Source organism: Streptomyces sp. NPDC046712 (genome assembly GCF_040645695.1).
Taxonomy (GTDB): Bacteria; Actinomycetota; Actinomycetes; order Streptomycetales; family Streptomycetaceae; genus Streptomyces.
In genome coordinates, this window is the sequence record NZ_JBEYYW010000010.1 from 81,822 (window position 1) to 97,363 (window position 15,542).

The 15,542-nt window shown below is 72.6% G+C and carries 12 protein-coding genes; 9 read left to right on the forward strand and 3 right to left on the reverse strand.

Annotation, left to right across the window (positions count from 1 at the left end):
* Positions 1-69: 69 nt before the first annotated feature.
* Positions 70-564: a MarR family winged helix-turn-helix transcriptional regulator gene (locus tag ABZ939_RS15690; protein ID WP_361854191.1), complete on the reverse strand. Its 495-nt coding sequence runs from the start codon at positions 562-564 to the stop codon at positions 70-72.
* Positions 565-695: 131 nt separating this feature from the next.
* Between ABZ939_RS15690 and ABZ939_RS15695 the strand changes: the two genes are divergently transcribed.
* Complete coding sequence (locus ABZ939_RS15695; protein ID WP_361854194.1) at positions 696-2,279, forward strand: SDR family oxidoreductase; 1,584 nt, start codon at positions 696-698, stop codon at positions 2,277-2,279.
* A 292-nt stretch (positions 2,280-2,571) separates the two neighbouring features.
* Positions 2,572-3,945, forward strand: coding sequence for a deoxyribodipyrimidine photo-lyase (locus ABZ939_RS15700; protein ID WP_361854196.1), 1,374 nt, complete (start codon positions 2,572-2,574; stop codon positions 3,943-3,945).
* On the opposite strand, the gene ABZ939_RS15705 is transcribed toward ABZ939_RS15700, so the two are convergent.
* The gene (locus ABZ939_RS15705; RefSeq protein WP_361854199.1) at positions 3,936-4,940 is read right to left on the reverse strand and encodes a cobalamin B12-binding domain-containing protein; all 1,005 of its coding nucleotides are present in this window, start codon (positions 4,938-4,940) and stop codon (positions 3,936-3,938) included. The two genes, ABZ939_RS15700 and ABZ939_RS15705, sit on opposite strands and share 10 nt — an antisense overlap.
* 134 nt (positions 4,941-5,074) lie before the next feature.
* Between ABZ939_RS15705 and ABZ939_RS15710 the strand changes: the two genes are divergently transcribed.
* From ABZ939_RS15710 to ABZ939_RS15725, 4 genes are all read left to right on the forward strand, one after another.
* On the forward strand, positions 5,075-5,689 hold the full coding sequence (locus tag ABZ939_RS15710) for a sigma-70 family RNA polymerase sigma factor (RefSeq protein ID WP_361854201.1): 615 nt from the start codon (positions 5,075-5,077) through the stop codon (positions 5,687-5,689).
* 165 nt (positions 5,690-5,854) lie between these two features.
* Positions 5,855-7,441 carry a molybdopterin-dependent oxidoreductase gene (locus ABZ939_RS15715; protein ID WP_361854204.1) on the forward strand — a complete coding sequence of 529 codons (1,587 nt, stop codon included), beginning with the start codon at positions 5,855-5,857 and terminating at the stop codon, positions 7,439-7,441.
* Positions 7,442-7,488: 47 nt separating this feature from the next.
* Complete coding sequence (locus ABZ939_RS15720) at positions 7,489-9,567, forward strand: regulator (protein ID WP_361854207.1); 2,079 nt, start codon at positions 7,489-7,491, stop codon at positions 9,565-9,567.
* A 147-nt stretch (positions 9,568-9,714) separates the two neighbouring features.
* Positions 9,715-10,110 carry an STAS domain-containing protein gene (locus ABZ939_RS15725; protein WP_361854210.1) on the forward strand — a complete coding sequence of 132 codons (396 nt, stop codon included), beginning with the start codon at positions 9,715-9,717 and terminating at the stop codon, positions 10,108-10,110.
* 69 nt (positions 10,111-10,179) lie between these two features.
* On the opposite strand, the gene ABZ939_RS15730 is transcribed toward ABZ939_RS15725, so the two are convergent.
* The gene (locus tag ABZ939_RS15730; RefSeq protein ID WP_361854213.1) at positions 10,180-13,167 is read right to left on the reverse strand and encodes a carbohydrate binding domain-containing protein; all 2,988 of its coding nucleotides are present in this window, start codon (positions 13,165-13,167) and stop codon (positions 10,180-10,182) included.
* A 405-nt stretch (positions 13,168-13,572) separates the two neighbouring features.
* Here ABZ939_RS15730 and nadE point away from each other — a divergent pair, with 405 nt between their 5' ends.
* The 3 genes from nadE to ABZ939_RS15745 all read left to right on the forward strand — a co-directional run bounded on the left by nadE (position 13,573) and on the right by ABZ939_RS15745 (position 15,236).
* A complete protein-coding gene (gene nadE / locus ABZ939_RS15735) occupies positions 13,573-14,403 on the forward strand; it encodes an ammonia-dependent NAD(+) synthetase (RefSeq protein ID WP_361854216.1) in 831 nt (276 codons plus the stop codon).
* A 113-nt stretch (positions 14,404-14,516) separates the two neighbouring features.
* A complete protein-coding gene (locus ABZ939_RS15740) occupies positions 14,517-14,906 on the forward strand; it encodes a VOC family protein (RefSeq protein ID WP_361854219.1) in 390 nt (129 codons plus the stop codon).
* Positions 14,907-14,990: 84 nt separating this feature from the next.
* On the forward strand, positions 14,991-15,236 hold the full coding sequence (locus ABZ939_RS15745) for a DUF6381 family protein (RefSeq protein WP_361854222.1): 246 nt from the start codon (positions 14,991-14,993) through the stop codon (positions 15,234-15,236).
* The last annotated feature ends 306 nt before the right edge of the window (positions 15,237-15,542 follow it).

A 15,542-nucleotide genomic window follows, 5' to 3' on the forward strand; every position in this document is an offset into this window, starting at 1 on the left:
CCCGACGTCCGGATGCACGTGTGAGAGCGAACCCGATCCCGGTCGTCCGCCGGGAGGTTCGAAGACCGGTCAGCGCCGCGGCACGCGCAGCTCTCCGAGCTCCTCGTTCAGGGCGCTCAGGAAGCGCAGGGCCACGTCCAGTTCCTCGTCGTCGAACCGGAGCAGGGCTCGCTCCGCCGCCTGCGCCAAGGGCATGAAGTAGTTGCGGGCCGTGGCCCGAGCCCCCTCCACGTAGTGCACATGGACGATCCTGCGGTCGGCGCTCTCGCGGGAGCGCCGGATGTGCCCCGCCCTCTCGAGCCGGTCGAGACAGGCCGTGACCGCTCCCGACGTCAGCCCCAGGTGCTCACGCAGCCGGCCGGGAGTCAGCGGCTCCGGGCTGTCCAGCACGACCGAGAGCGCCTGCACGTCCGTGGGATGCAGGCCCTGCGCAAGCGCGAAACCGTGGACCAGCCGGTTGATCTCTCCGTTCGTCCGTCGCAGCTCGACGGCGAAACTCTGCAGATCACCCGGTGTGCGCTCGGGCGCGGCGTCACCGGTCTCGGATTCCTCTGTGCTGGCCACACGATCAGCCTATAGAAACCGGTCCCCGCATCCACAGCGGCCGTGGCCCGGGAAGAGATCCAAGAAGCCCCGGCAGACGAGCGGCGCGGCGCAGGTACCGGCCTCCCCCGGCGGTGGAACGGAGCAACTCCATGACGGACGCACCAGCGCACGAGAACCCGGGCCTGCGGTGCCTGGTCACCGGCGCGAGCGGCTACATCGGCGGCCGCCTCGTCCCGGAACTCCTGGCCGCCGGGCACCATGTGCGCTGCCTGGCCCGTACACCCGCCAAACTGCGCGATCACCCCTGGGCCGGGCAGGTGGAGATCGTCCGCGGTGACGTCACCGACGCCGAGACCCTCGCCCCCGCCCTACGGGACATCGACGTCGCCTACTACCTCGTGCACGCCCTGGGCGGCGGGCGTGACTTCGAGCGCACCGACCGCGAGGCGGCCCGGACGTTCGCCGAGCAGGCCCGGGCCGCCGGGGTGCGCCGGATCGTCTACCTCGGCGGACTCACCCCGCGAGGCGTCCCCGAGCGCGCTCTCTCGCCGCACCTGCGCTCGCGCGCCGAGGTCGGCCGCATCCTGCTGAAGTCGGGGATCCCCACCACCGTGCTGCGCGCCGCCGTCGTCATCGGTTCCGGCTCGGCCTCCTTCGAGATGCTCCGCTACCTCACCGAGCGGCTCCCGGTGATGGTCACCCCGAGCTGGGTGCGCACCCGTCTCCAGCCCATCGCCGTACGGGACGTGCTCCGCTACCTGGTCGGCAGCGCCCGCATGCCCGAGGACGTCAGCCGCACCTTCGACATCGGAGGTCCCGACGTCCTCACCTACTTCGACATGATGCGCCGTTACGCCTCCGTCGCAGGGCTGCCCCGGCGGCTCATCCTCCCCGTGCCCGTCCTCACACCGCGTCTGTCCAGTCAGTGGATCGGCCTGGTCACCCCGGTGCCGCGGTCCATCGCCCGCCCCCTCGCGGAGTCGCTCAGACACGAAGTCGTCTGCGACGAGCACGACATCGCGACCTGGGTGCCCGACCCTCCCGGCACCCCGATCCCCTTCGACAGGGCGCTCTCACTCGCCCTGAAGCGGGTCCGCGACGCCCAGGTCGCCACGCGTTGGTCCTCCGCCTCCGTGCCCGGAGCGCCGAGCGACCCGCTGCCCACCGACCCCGACTGGGCCGGCGGCAGCCTCTACGTCGACGAGCGCGAGCTGAGTGTCGACGCGTCACCGCAGGCCCTGTGGCGTGTCGTCGAGGGAATCGGCGGGGAGAACGGCTGGTACTCCTTCCCGCTCGCCTGGGCCGTCCGCGGCTGGTTCGACCGGCTCATCGGCGGTGTCGGACTGCGCCGCGGCCGGCGCGACGCCGCGCGTCTGAGGGTCGGCGACTCGCTGGACTTCTGGCGGGTGGAGGAGATCGAGCGCGGCCGACTGCTGCGCCTGCGCGCCGAGATGCGACTACCGGGACTCGCCTGGCTGGAGATGTACGCCGAGCGCGACGAGTCGGGGCGCACCCGCTATCGGCAGCGGGCGTTGTTCCACCCGCGCGGCCTCGCCGGCCACGCGTACTGGTGGAGCGTCTCGCCGTTCCACGCCGTGGTCTTCGGGGGCATGGCCCGCAACATCGCGCTGACCGCGGAGGCGAGCGAGGGCTCCGGCCGCGCCGACGGCGAGCCGCCGACCGCGCCCCTGGACCACACCCCGTCCGGCGCCGAGGCCGACCACGGACGGTGAGGCGAGGGGCAAGGGTGGGAGCGAGTGTGAAGGTGAGGTCGAGGGTGAGGGTGTGGGTGAAGCCGAGGGCGAGGTCGACGTCGGGCCTGGCCGTCGCCGGGCCCCGGCGGCATCCGGCACCCGGGCGGCCTGGCCGTCGCCGGGCCCCGGCCTGCATCCGGCACCCGCGCGGGGCCGGGCCGCATCCGGCTCGGCCCCGCGCGGCGAAGGACCCCGCAAGGTCAGCACAGCGACCACCGGGCCGCGCGGCGCACAGCCCGCCGCCCGGTGCCCCGACGCCAGGAGCGGTGCCATGAACGTCTCGGTCGTCCTGTACACCTCGGACCTCCGCGTCCACGACCATCCGCCCCTGCGCGCCGCGCTGGGCCAGGGCAACGAGACCGTCCCCCTGTTCGTACGGGATTCGGCGGTGGACCGCGCGGGGTTCGCGGCACCGAACCGGCTCGCCTTCCTCGCGGACTGTCTCGCCGGTCTCGACACCGGACTGCGCGAGCGGGGCGGCCGGCTCGTGGTCCGCTCGGGCGACCCCGTCGCCGAAGTGTGCGCGCTCGTTCGGGAGGCCGACGCAGACGAAGTGCACATGGCGGCCGGCTGCAGCGCCTTCGCCCGACGGCGTGAGGACCGGCTGCGCCGCGCCCTGGAGGCGCAGGGCCGGCGTCTGTACGTCCACGACGGGGTCGTCACCGCGCTGCCGGCCGGCGCCGTGACACCGAGCGGCTCGGACCACTACGCCGTCTTCACCCCGTACTTCCGGCGCTGGTCGGGCGAGCGACTGCGCGAGCCGCTCGCCGCGCCGAGGGAGGTCCGGGTCCCCCCGGGGATCCGCTCCGAGGACCTCCCGTCCCGGGCGGCCGTCCCGTCGGTCTCCCCGGGCCTGGCCACGGGCGGCGAGCAGGCCGGCCGCCGAAGGCTCACGGCGTGGCTGGGCCGGGCCGCCGACGCGTACGAGGAGCGGCACGACGACCTCGCAGGCGACGCCACCTCGCACCTCTCGCCGTACCTCCACTTCGGCGCGGTCTCGGCGGCCGAGGCCGTGCACAGGGCGCGATCCCGGGGCGGCCCGGGCGCCGACGCCTTCGTACGGCAGCTCTGCTGGCGCGACTTCCACCACCAGGTCCTCGCCGCACGCCCCGGCGCCGCCGTCGACGACTACCGCACCCGGGCCGACCGGTGGCGGCGGGGGAAGGAGGCCGAAGCCGACCTCAGGGCCTGGAAGGAGGGCCGGACCGGGTATCCCGTCGTGGACGCCGCCATGCGCCAACTCGCCCATGAGGGCTGGATGCACAACAGGGGACGGCTGCTCGCCGCGTCTTTCCTGACCAAGACGCTCTACATCGACTGGCGCGCGGGTGCCCGGCACTTCCTCGATCTGCTGGCCGACGGCGATGTCGCCGACAACCAGCTCAACTGGCAATGGGTGGCCGGCACCGGTACCGACACCCGCCCCAACCGCGTGCTCAACCCGGTGACCCAGGCCAGACGGTACGACCCCGACGGCGCGTACGTACGGCGGTGGATTCCGGAACTCGCCGGACTCGAAGGGGCCGCGGTCCACGAGCCGTGGAAGCTCCCGGGCCTCGAACGGGCCCGGTACGACTACCCGGACCCCGTGGTCGAACTCCAGGAGGGGCTGGCCCGATTCCGGCACGCCCGTGGTCAGGACTGAGACACCGGGGCAGTGGGCCGGTTGCCCTCCCGCGCGGCGTCGCAGATCCCGCGCAGGAGGGTCAGGGCCTCCCGTAGTCCGCCGGGGCGCAGCATGCCCGCGCCGGGTGCCTGTCCCGCCCAGCCGGGGCCGGCGAGGAGGACGGTCGTCCGGGCTCGGGCGCCCTTCACGCCCCACGAGAGCCCGGCGACATGGCGCGCCAGGGGGTGGTGTGCCGTGGAGCGGGACTGGGCCCACAGCACGACCGCGGCGGGGCCGGTCCTGCGCACCGCCTGCTCGAGCGCCTCGGGCGGCACGGCCGCCCCGAACATCCGCGTCGGCAGGCCGAGTTCGCCGAGGCCGGCGGCGAGAGCCTCCAGCGGGAGCGTGTGCTGCTCGTCGGGCACGCAGGCCAGCAGGACCGGGGGAGTGGTCGCAGGGGGCTCGGTTCGCGCCCGGGTGCCCGCGCGGCGCAACGCGCTCGACACGTGCCAGGACAACAGATGCTCCACCTCGACGTAGCGGTCGCCCGAGGTCTCCCATGTGCGGCCCACGGCGTGCAGGGCCGGCGCCATCACCTCCTCCCAGGCGGTGACCAGACCGTGCTCCGCGATCAGGGATTCCAGCATGTCGTCCATGGCCCGCGAGTCGAGGCGGACGGCGGCGCGGCCGAGACCGCGGCACTCCTGCCGTACATCCCCCGAGATCGGCCGGCGGGCCGCCGTGGACGGTGGCCCCTCCCCGACCGGCGCATCCTCGGCGGGGGGAGGCGCCGATCCGGCCCGGGCTGCCCGGGCTGCCCGAGCGGCCTCCGCCGGAGGGACGCCCGACGCGGTGAGACGGCACATCTCCTGCAGGACGGCGATGTCCGACGGAGTCCATCGGCGGTGCCTGCCGGTCTCACGGGCGGCCGGGCCGATGCCGTAGCGCCGGTCCCAGGAGCGCAGTGTCGTGGGGGCGACGCCCAGGCGGCGCGCGACCGCTCCGCTGGTGAGACCAGGCGCGGGTGCGGACATGATTCCACCATACGACGCACAAACGTTGCGAGTGGTCCCGGAACGGCGCCGCGGCGGAATCTGAAGACGCTCCCGGGCCCACCGGGAGCACCCGCCGACCGGTCGGTTCCGGTCCCGGTCAGAGGAGCAGCGCCATGACCGCACCGAGCGTCGTCGCCCCGCCGCCACCCGGGCGCGGTGAGCGCCTCCTCGACCACGAGGTCGCCGAGGGGTTCGTGCGCGGCGACGAGCGGTGCCTGACCGCCGCGTACGACCGTTGGGGCGGTTTCGTGCACGCCCTGGCCGCCCGCGCCCTCGGAGACTCGAGGGAGGCGGAGGACGTGCGCCAGCAGGTCTTCCTCGCCGCCTGGCGGGGGCGGGCCGGCTACCGACCGGAGCGCGGACCGTTCCCCGGCTGGCTCGTCGGCATCACCCGGCGGAAGATCGCCGACGCGCTCTCGGCACGCACCCGGCGACGCGACCTGATCGCCGCAGCCGGAGCCGTCCTGCCCTTCGACGGCGAGCCGGCACCGGGTCCCGACTCCGTCCTGGACCGGCTGCTCGTCACCGACGAGCTGGCCAAGCTGCCCCACGTGCAACGGGAGGTACTCGCCATGGCCTTCTACGGGGACCTCACCCAGGTCCAGATCGCCGAGCGCACCGGAATGCCGCTCGGCACCGTGAAGAGCCACGCGCGACGAGGGCTGCACCGCATGCGCCGCTCGCTGAGCGAGGGGCGGGGCCGGCGCGCCGAGGCCGCCGTTTCGTGAATACGACGCACGATCGATGCGGCCCCAGCAGAGGCAGGGAGGCGCGATGGCGGGGGCGGCGGAACTCCAGCGGTCCGGCGGCCGTGACCGCCACCGGCGACCGGTGCGCTCCGTCTTCCAGGTGAAACGGCCCATCCCCCAGGGCATCGATGCCGAATGAGAAGCATGACCCTCTCAGACCCCCCGCGCGAGCCCACGCGCACGGACCGACTCCTGGCCGCTCTCGGCGGCCTGGTCTCCGGATACGTCTCCCTCGCCGTCGCCGAACTCGTCGCAGCGGGCGTGCGACCCGAAGCGGGCCCCCTCACGGCGGTCGGGGGAGAGGTCATCGACACGGCTCCGACGGCCGTCAAGAACTGGGCGATCCGGACCTTCGGCGAGAGTGACAAGATCGTCCTCCAGTTGGGGATCCTCGTCGTCCTCGCGATCCTGGCCGCGGCTGTCGGGCTCCTCGCGCTTCGGTACCGCCGTGCCGGCGCCGCCACGGTCATGGCCTTCGGCGTGATCGGTGCCCTCGCCGCGGTGAGCCGCCCGGACTCCGAATCCGCCGTGGACGCGCTGCCCTCGCTGGTCGGCGCCGCGGCGGGCGCCTTCCTGCTGTACGTACTGATCGGCCGGCTGCTCGCCCCACGGCCCTCGTCCTCGCCGGACCGGGCCGACGCCGCCGACCGCCGGAGCTTTCTCCTCGTCGCGGCCTCCACCGCCGTCGTCGCCACGGGCGCCGGGGCGCTCGGCAGGGCACTCGGCGGCACGCGCAACGAGGACGCCGTGGCCTCCCGGGAAGCCCTGCGGCTGCCGCGGCCCGCGTCGGCCGCACCCGCCGTTCCCCCCGGCGCCCAGCTCCGCGTGCCCGGTATCAGCCCGTTCATCACCCCGAACAAGGACTTCTACCGCGTCGACATCTCGCTCGTCGTCCCCAAGATCGACGCCGACAGCTGGCGCCTGCGCATCCACGGGCCCGGTACGACCGGCGAGCGCACCTTCACCCTCGCGGACCTGATGCGCCGTGAGGTGATCGAGCGGGACATCACACTCGCCTGCGTCTCCAACGAGGTCGGCGGACCTTACGTCGGGAACGCCCGCTGGCTCGGTGTCCGGCTGGCCGACATCCTGCGCGAGTGCGGAGTGAAGCCGCCCTCCGCCGGCGGCCCCGCCGACCAACTCGTCGCCCGCTCGGTCGACGGCATGACCATCGGCACACCCGTCGAGGAGACGATGGACGGCCGCGACGCCCTCCTCGCCTTCGGCATGAACGGCACACCGCTCCCCTTCGACCACGGCTTCCCCGTCCGGATGCTCGTGCCGGGCCTCTACGGCTATGTCTCGGCCTGCAAGTGGATCGAGGACATCGAGGTCACCACCTTCGACGCCTACGACGCCTACTGGGTGCCCCGCGGGTGGGCCCGTGAGGCACCGGTCAAGACCCAGTCCAGGATCGACACCCCCCGGCCGCTCGCCCGCCCTGAGGCAGGCACCGTCATGGTCGCCGGAGTCGCCTGGGCCCAGCACCGGGGCATCGCGCGCGTCGAGGTACGCGTCGACGAGGGACCCTGGCAGGACGCCGAACTCGGCGCCGAGGACAGCCAGGACACCTGGCGGCAGTGGGTGTACCGCTGGCAGGCCACCCCCGGTCGGCACACCCTCACGGTCCGCGCCACGGACGGCACCGGGGCCGTACAGACCGAGCGGCGCACGGACACCATGCCGGACGGGGCGAGCGGATGGCACACCGTCGTCGTCACCGTCGAATGACCCGATCGCGGGGTCCGTTCGGACGAGTCATGAGGGAGACTGCTGGCGTGCGAGGACATCTACCCGACGAGAACACCGGTTTCGTGGGGCGCGGCAGGGAACTGGACCGGCTGGCGGCGGCGTTGACGGACCACCGTCTCGTCACGGTCACCGGGGTCGGAGGCGTCGGCAAGACACGGCTCGCCCTCCACACCGCGAAGCGACTCGCCGCCGCCTTCCCCGACGGCGCGTGGTGGGCCGACCTGACACCGCTGCAGGGGGACCGGCTGCTCGTGGCGAGCGTCGCCGACGCCGTCGACCTGACCTTCCACACCCCCGGCATGCCCACCACCGTCCTCGGCGAATGGCTCGCCGAGAAGCGCCTGCTGCTCGTCCTCGACTCCTGCGACCACCTGGCCGGCTCCTGCGCCCGGCTCATCGCCGACCTCCTGGCCGCCGCGCCCGGCCTCACCGTGCTCGCCACCAGCCGACGCCCCCTCGGCGGTCCTGAGGAGCGGGTGTTCACGCTCGAACCTCTCCCGCCCGCCGGCCGTGACGCCATGGACCTGCTGCGGCAGCGCACCGACACGGGACCGCGCCGCCCGCGCGTCCCCGCCCAGTGGCAGGCCGGGCCCGCCACCGAGATCTGCGCCCGGTTGGAGGGGATCCCGCTCGCCCTCGAACTCGCCGCGGCCCAGATCCGCCTCCAGGGCATCGAGGCGGTCCGCGCCCAGCTCGGCTCGCGCTTCGAGCTCCTCGTCCACCACGAGCGTGTGTGGCCGCAGCGGCACCAGACCCTGCGTGCGGCGATCGGCTGGAGTCATGAGCTGTGCGAACCCCTCGAACGGCTGCTGTGGGCACGGCTCACCGTGTTCCGCGGCCCGTTCGACCTGGCCTCGGCCGTGTTCGTCTGTGGGGGAGGCCCGCTGACCCCGGCGAATCTGCCGGCCGCCCTCGAAGCACTGGTCCGTATGTCCGTGGTCCACAAGCAGGGCGACCGCTATCGGCTTCTCGACACCATCCGCGAGTTCGGGGCGGGGTGGCTGGCCAAGCTCGGCGAGACGGAGGCCGTCGCCGACCGGCACGCGGCCTTCTGCCTGGACCTGGCCCGGCGGGCCGACGCCGCCTGGCTGGGCCCCGACCAACTGCACTGGTACACCACGATCGACGAGCGCCACACGGACCTGTGCACCGCTCTGGACCGGCTTCTGCGCACCGACCCCGACAGCGCGCTGGCGCTCGCCGGGGCGGTCGGCTTCTTCTGGTCGTGCTGCGGCCGGCTGCGAGAGGCCCGCGACTACCTGGAGCAGGCGCTGGTGCTCAGCGAGGCCCGGGGCGCCGAACGGGCCCGTGCGCTGTGGGCCCTGGGTGTGTCGCTCACCCTCCAGGGCGACTTCGCCCCGGCCCGGGAGGTGAGCGAGCGCTGTGCGCGCGAGGCCCGCCACGCCGCCTACCTGACGGAGCCGCCGGAGCGGCGCGCCGACACGGTGGGCCTGGGGGCGAGGACGCTGGACGCCGCCTACCTCGCGGGGCTGCTCGCCCTGATGACGGGCCGCCCCATGGCCGCGCTCGTCGTCGTCGGCCATGTCCTGGACGCCGCCCCCGGCGGTCCGACGGACTCCGCCGAGCGGCTGCGCTGTCTCCTCGTACGGGTCTTCGCGCTGACCGGCCTCGGCCGTCGCGACGAGGCCCGGGCCGAAGCGCTCGCCCTCCGGGAGGTCTGTGCCGAACTCGGGGAGCACTGGACCCGCGCCTACCTCGACTTCCAGCTGGCCCTGATCGGACTGCTCGAAGGAGAGCCCGACTCGGCCGCCGACCATGCGAGGGCCATGCTGGAGGGAAAGCGCAAGCTCGGTGACGCCTTCGGGGTCGCCCTCGGCCTCGACATCCTGGCCGCCGCCTACGCCGCCTCAGGGGACGGCGAGCTCGCCGCCGACGTCTCCGGCACGGGAGAGGCCTACTGGCGGTCCACCGGCCACCCCCAGCGCGGCATGCCCGAACTGCATGCCCTGCGCCGGAAGTACGAACACGCCGCCCGCGAGACGATCGGCTCACCCACCTACGAGGAGATCTTCCTGCGCGCCCTGTCCGGGCAGCCGCAGGACGGCCTCGCCCGCGCGCTGCGCGGCGGCTCGCGGCACCACTGACCTCACGGGCCGCCCCGTCCCGCCGCTCGCGTTCGGGTGAGGTGGGGACACACCGGTGTCCCCCGGAAGTGGATCACTGCTGCCCTGCGGGGTGACGAGGCGGCGCGCCGTGTTCCACTGAGCGCGGCGACCGGTGTTCATGGAGGGGTGAGCACCGCGAGCACCGCACCGATACTGACCGAGACACACCGGCCGCCCATGCGTGACCAGGGCGCGGACAACGCGCCCGGCGGCATAGTCGTCCACTCCTGCACCCACGTCGGCGCCGCGACCCTCCTGGTCCGGCTGACCGGAGAGCTCGACCACTACAGCGCCGCACCGCTGCGGGCGATACTCGCCTCCGCCGCCGCGGACGGCTGTACCGACCTGATCCTCGACGCCTCCCGCGTCACCTTCTGCGACTCCGGCCTCCTCGCCGTCCTGGACCAGTGGTCCCGGCTGGGCCGCCGGTATCGCATCGACGCGCCCCCGGCCGTCGTCCTCAGGCTGTTGCGGGTCGCAGCGGGCACCTTGCGGTCCCCGCTGCGCGGCGGAAGGCGGTAGCGGCGGAAACGGAACGGGCCGCGGCGCAGGACGCCGCGGCCCGCCCGTCCCTCGACGGCGGAGGTTCCGCTACTTCAGATACGGTCCCGCCGCACCGATCCGGCCGGGCCCGTTCAGTACGTACACCCGCAGGTTGCCCTTCCCCGGCGCCGCGACGTTCAGGGTGCCGTTGGTGACGACCCGCTGGTCGCCGGTGACGGCGTCGGTGTAGGTGCCGTTCGGGATGCCGGTGAAGCCGGCCCCGCCGGTGACCGTGACGAGCGCGAAGCTGTCGGTCGTGCCGCTGGTGTAGCGACGCTTGAACGCCATCGAGCCGCTGATGCCCTCGGTGGAGTACTGGCCCATCTGCAGGGCCGGGACGGCCCGGCGGATCTGGTTGAGTCGCTGGAGGTGCTGGGCCAGCGGCTGGGCGAGGGTCTTGGCGACGGCGCCGCTCGCCGACTCGACGGTGGAGAAGCCCGACGCCTTCACGTCCCCCGCGAGATGGTCGCCGAAGTAGGCGCGGCCCGTGGTCGACAGCGGACAGGTGGGCCCGCAGTCGATCTTCCTGCCCTTCTGGAACTCGACCTCGGAGCCGTAGTACAGCGTCGGGATGCCGCGGAAGGTCCACATCAGCGACATGTTCTCCGCCCAGGCGTCCGTGCCCCCGGCATAGCGCTCGCTGCTCTTGTTGGGCCCGTAGTCGTGGCTGTCGACGTACACGACGTTGTAGGTGGCGTCGTTGTAGCTGTCGTCGGAGTCCTTGCCGTTGCCGAAGGCGTTCTGCGCGTCACCGAAGTTCATGTGCATGCGCATGTCGATGACGTTCATCCCGGAGAACCTGCTGTGGTCCGGGGCGTGGTAGCTGTTGCCGTTCAGGAAGGCGTTGTTCGAGGTCGGCTGGTTCGCCGTGCCCTGCTGCTGCTCGTAGTCGTACATCTCCAGGGCGGCGGTGGCGTCGTCGAGGGCGTACTCCTTGCGCTCCTTCCATGTGAAGAACTGGGCGGAGTGGTTGACCGAGCCGCGGTTCCACTTGTCGTTGACGAAGGCGGCGACCTCGCCGAAGACGAAGAAGTTCTTCGCGGCCTCGGCCCCGAACTTCTGGGTGACCCGCTCCTGGATGGCGGGGAGGAAACGCCGGTTCCAGGTGGTGCGCGGGATGTGGACGGCGGTGTCGACCCGGAAGCCGTCGACCCCCATGTCGATGTACTTGTTGTAGGCACCGATCAGATAGTTCTGCACGGGCGCGGACTCGGTGTTGAAGTCGGCGAGATCCTCGTGCAGCCAGCAGGACCGGGAGTCCTCGCCCTCCCAGTTGCCGATCCAGCACTGGTGGTACAGCGACTTCGGGAACATGCCGGAGGTCGGGTTCGGCCACTGGCAGTTGTAGATCCGGTAGCCCTCCGGGGAGGTGTACTGGGTCGGGGTGCCCCAGTTGACGCAGGTGTTCCCGGTCGGCTCCGCCATCGACCACAGGTCGCCGTTGTAGTACGACTTCCCGGACTTCGGCTCCACGGTCAGGCCGTCGTACTCGAACGAGGAGTTCGGCTCGTCGTAGTACCAGCTCCACTGGCTGTCGCGGACGCCGTACGCCTTGGGGGTGAACAGGCCCTTGGCGCCCCAGCGGGAGGAGTGGTTGTAGACGACGTCCTGGTAGATCTTCATGCCCTTGGCGTGGGCCGCGTTGATCAGATCCTGGTACGAGGCACCGGCCGATTCCAGGCGGGCGTCGACCTTGTAGAAGTCGTAGCCGTGGTAGCCGTGGTAGTCGTAGTCGGAACGGTTGAGCACCACGGGGGTGATCCAGACGGCCGAGAACCCGAGCCCCTTGATGTAGTCGAGCTTGTTCACCAGACCCTTGAAGTCACCCCGGAACATGGGGTCGCCGTTGGCCGCGTTCCCCGACTTCGTGTGCTGGCTGCCGCCCCGGTTGTTCGACGTGTCACCGTCGTTGAAGCGGGCGGTCAGGACGAAGTAGATCGGGTCCTTGCGCGGGTCGGTGCCGAGCGGGCGGCCCGGGTCGGGGGCGGGCGGCGCCGTGCCGGTGGTCGCCCGGGCGGGGGCGGAGGCGGCGGAGGCGTTGCCGGCGGCGTCGAGGGCCCGGACCGTATAGGTGTAGGCGGTGTTCTCCGCCAGGTTCGTGTCGGAGAGGACGGTGGAGCCGACGTCGGTGACCGTCGTGCCGCCCGTACCGCCTGTTCGGGTCACCTGATAGCCCGTCACCCCCTTGTTGTCGGTGGCGGGTTGCCAGGTCAGGACGACGGACGTGCCGTCGGCGCTCGCGGCGACGCCGGTGGGCGTGGTCGGAGCCTGGGTGTCCGGGACCTCGGCGGCGCACGGGTTCGCGGCGTTGCCGGTGACGACCTTGTCCTTGACCGTCGTGGTGCCGGCGGGGACGGAGTAGTTCGCGCCGTTGTTGTTGTCCCAGACGCCGTTGCCGTTGTTGAAGACGGCGCTCATGGTGGTGGCGGTACCGAGGTCGACGGTCCGCTTCCACCAGCCGGTGCAGGCGGCCTCCATGCCGATGCCCGGGACGGCGGTCCAGGCGCCGCCGGAGGGGGCGTAGTGCAGGTTGGCGGTGGTCCAGCCGAGCGCGGCGGTGGAGTAGTAGACCGTGGCCTGGTTGCCCCGCTCGGGCTCGCCCGGGTCGTCGGCGCACGGGTCGGAGTGGGCGACCACACCGTCCTTGACCGTGATCGTGCCGGTGCCCAGGTCGTAGTTCTGTCCGCCGTTGTTGTCCCAGGTGCCGGCGCCGTTGTTGAAGGTGGCCTGCAGGCCCTCGGCGGAGCCCAGGGTGACGGTCTTCTTCACCCAGTCCGTACAGGCCGCCTCCATCGCCACGCCGGGGACCGTGGTCCAGGCGCCGCCGTCGGGCGCGTAGTGGAGGTTGTAGGCGGACCAGTTCTTCGTCTTCGCGTAGTAGAAGACCGTGGCGGTGTTCTCCGCGGCCGCGGCGGGCGCCGCGGGCACGGCGGCCGGCTCGGTGGGGGGTGCGGCGGAAACCAGCCCGAGCAGGCATGCGGCGGCCGCGGCCGCCGCCGGCGCACGTCCGAATCGCCGGAAGGGTGTGCGTCTCATACGTCTCTTCTCCGGAGCAGGGCCACGGCGGGCAGGCCGCGGCGATCGATGAGCCCCGCTCCCCCCGACGCGACTCAGGCCGAGAACCGGTGAGCCGCCGCACGTCGCCTGAAAGGATCATCGGCAACTTGCAGCAAGCGTTTGCGGGTCGGAAATTACCCGTGCATGACAGCCGCGTAAAGAGTCAGGACACGATCCGTGGCGGCCGGGGGTGAGCGTGGTGAGCGCGCGGGTCTTCGTCACCGAACGCACGGCCGCCAGCCGGGGCCGGGGCCGGGGCCGGGCCCGTGCGCCGTTCCGCGCGCGCGACGCATAGAGTCGACCCCGGCTCGGGGCCCACCGCCTGACCGGCGTACCGGATCCGCGCCCGTCCCCGTACCGCCGAACCACCCCGAGGAGCACTCCGTGACCGACGCGGCGTCCATCGCCCTGCAGCAGCAGATCGCCCGGGAACTCGAGGTTTCCGAGACCTTCGACCCGCTCGCCGAGATCGAACGCCGCGTGGCCTTCCTCACCGAGCGCCTCACCGCCTCGGGACTGCGCAGCCTCGTGCTCGGGATCAGCGGCGGCGTCGACTCCACGACCGCGGGCCGACTCTGCCAGCTGGCCGTGGAGCGGGCCCGGGCCGCCGGACACGACGCCACCTTCTACGCCATGCGACTGCCCTACGGCGTCCAGGCCGACGAGAAGGACGCCCAGCTCGCCCTGGGCTTCATCACCGCCGACCAGGTCCTGACCGTGGACGTCAAGCCGGCGAGCGACGCCGCCCTCGACGCCGCCCTCGCCGGAGGCGTCACCTTCCGGGACGCCCACCACCAGGACTTCGTCCAGGGCAACATCAAGGCCCGGCAGCGGATGATCGCGCAGTACGCCGTCGCGGGCGCCCACGACGGTCTCGTCGTCGGCACCGACCACGCCGCGGAGGCCGTCTCCGGCTTCTTCACCAAGTACGGCGACGGCGCGGCCGACGTCGTCCCCCTGACCGGCCTGACCAAGCGCCGGGTGCGAGCCGTCGCCGAGGCCCTGGGCGCCCCCGCCGAGCTGGTGTGGAAGACGCCCACGGCCGACCTGGAGACCCTCGACCCGGGCAAGCCCGACGAGGACGCGCTCGGGGTGACCTACGACGACATCGACGACTTCCTGGAGGGCAAGCCGGTGGGTGAGGCCGCCTTCGCCTCGATCGTCCGCCGCTACGAGCTCACCGACCACAAGCGCCGGCTGCCGATCGCTCCCTGAGGGTGATGTGCGGCGACCATCCGGACGCGAGCGCGAGTGGCGCGCGTCCGGATGGTGGTCCGCTGGGTGAGCCCTGCGGAATCCCGACGGGCACCCACGCGAAGGAGACAGGCATGTTCGGACAGTCGAAGGCGTTCAGCGGCTTCTCGGTCGACGACCTCGGCAAGGCCCGCGAGTTCTACGGCGAGACCCTCGGCCTCCCGGTCGAGGAGAGCGGGCAGGGCGACATGAGGATGCTCACGATCAAGCTGGGCACCGGCGCCAGCGTCTTCGTCTACCCCAAGGACAACCACACCCCGGCGAGCTTCACGATCCTCAATTTCCCCGTGGACGACATCGACGCGGCCGTCGAGGAGCTGGGGCGGCGCGGGGTGGGCCTCGAGCGCTACCCGGAGTTCGACGCCGACGCGAAGGGTGTCGTCCGGGGCCCCGAGGGTCCGGCGGCGATCGCCTGGTTCACGGACCCGGCCGGCAACGTCCTCTCCGTGATCCAGGAGAGCTGACCCGGCGCGACGGCAGTCGCTGCCGGGGCGCGCCGGAGTTTCCCCGTGCGCGGCGAGGGAAGCCGCGGCGCGAGGAGGCGCATCATGAGCGGAAGCGAGAGCAAGGCACGCGGCAGCGGGGGACGCGAGGGCGAGGGCGCGCACGCCCACGCCCAGTACCAGCGGGACAAGGCGGAGAACCTCCTGCAGCGGGCACGGCGCACCACCGACCCCGAGGAGGCCGCGCGCCTGCGGGAGCAGGGAGAACGGCTCAAGGAGCGCAGCGAACGGGCCCTGAGCGAGGAGCACGAGCCCTGGCCGGACGATCTCCACGAGCGGTACCCCGGCTAGTTCCGCCCGGCGGGCCTTTTCGAGCGACTCGACCCGACTGGACTCCACTCAATTCGACCCGACCCGACCGACCGGCACCAGGTGCCCCGGCACCGGTGCCGCTCCGCGCTCCACCGAGGGGCCCGGGCGGCAGCCGGGTGAAAGGCCCGTCGCCCAGGTGGAACCCGCCGCCGTTTCGTCCCCCACCCCGCGTGAACCGCCGGACGAAGGCCCGAACGGCCCGGCCCGGCGTGCACAAGGGTGACCGCCTCTCGTACAACTGCCTTGGGTACCATCGGTAGTTCCTGGTGGACGGCGTGGGGGAAG

Bases quoted from the DNA above. Each gene is read 5' to 3' on its own strand.
- ABZ939_RS15695 (WP_361854194.1), top strand. From the start codon at position 696: ATGACGGACGCACCAGCGCACGAGAACCCGGGCCTGCGGTGCCTGGTC.
- ABZ939_RS15710 (WP_361854201.1), top strand. From the start codon at position 5,075: ATGACCGCACCGAGCGTCGTCGCCCCGCCGCCACCCGGGCGCGGTGAG.
- ABZ939_RS15715 (WP_361854204.1), top strand. From the start codon at position 5,855: ATGACCCTCTCAGACCCCCCGCGCGAGCCCACGCGCACGGACCGACTC.
- ABZ939_RS15705 (WP_361854199.1), bottom strand. From the start codon at position 4,940: ATGTCCGCACCCGCGCCTGGTCTCACCAGCGGAGCGGTCGCGCGCCGC.
- ABZ939_RS15700 (WP_361854196.1), top strand. From the start codon at position 2,572: ATGAACGTCTCGGTCGTCCTGTACACCTCGGACCTCCGCGTCCACGAC.
- ABZ939_RS15745 (WP_361854222.1), top strand. From the start codon at position 14,991: ATGAGCGGAAGCGAGAGCAAGGCACGCGGCAGCGGGGGACGCGAGGGC.
- ABZ939_RS15740 (WP_361854219.1), top strand. From the start codon at position 14,517: ATGTTCGGACAGTCGAAGGCGTTCAGCGGCTTCTCGGTCGACGACCTC.
- ABZ939_RS15730 (WP_361854213.1), bottom strand. From the start codon at position 13,167: ATGAGACGCACACCCTTCCGGCGATTCGGACGTGCGCCGGCGGCGGCC.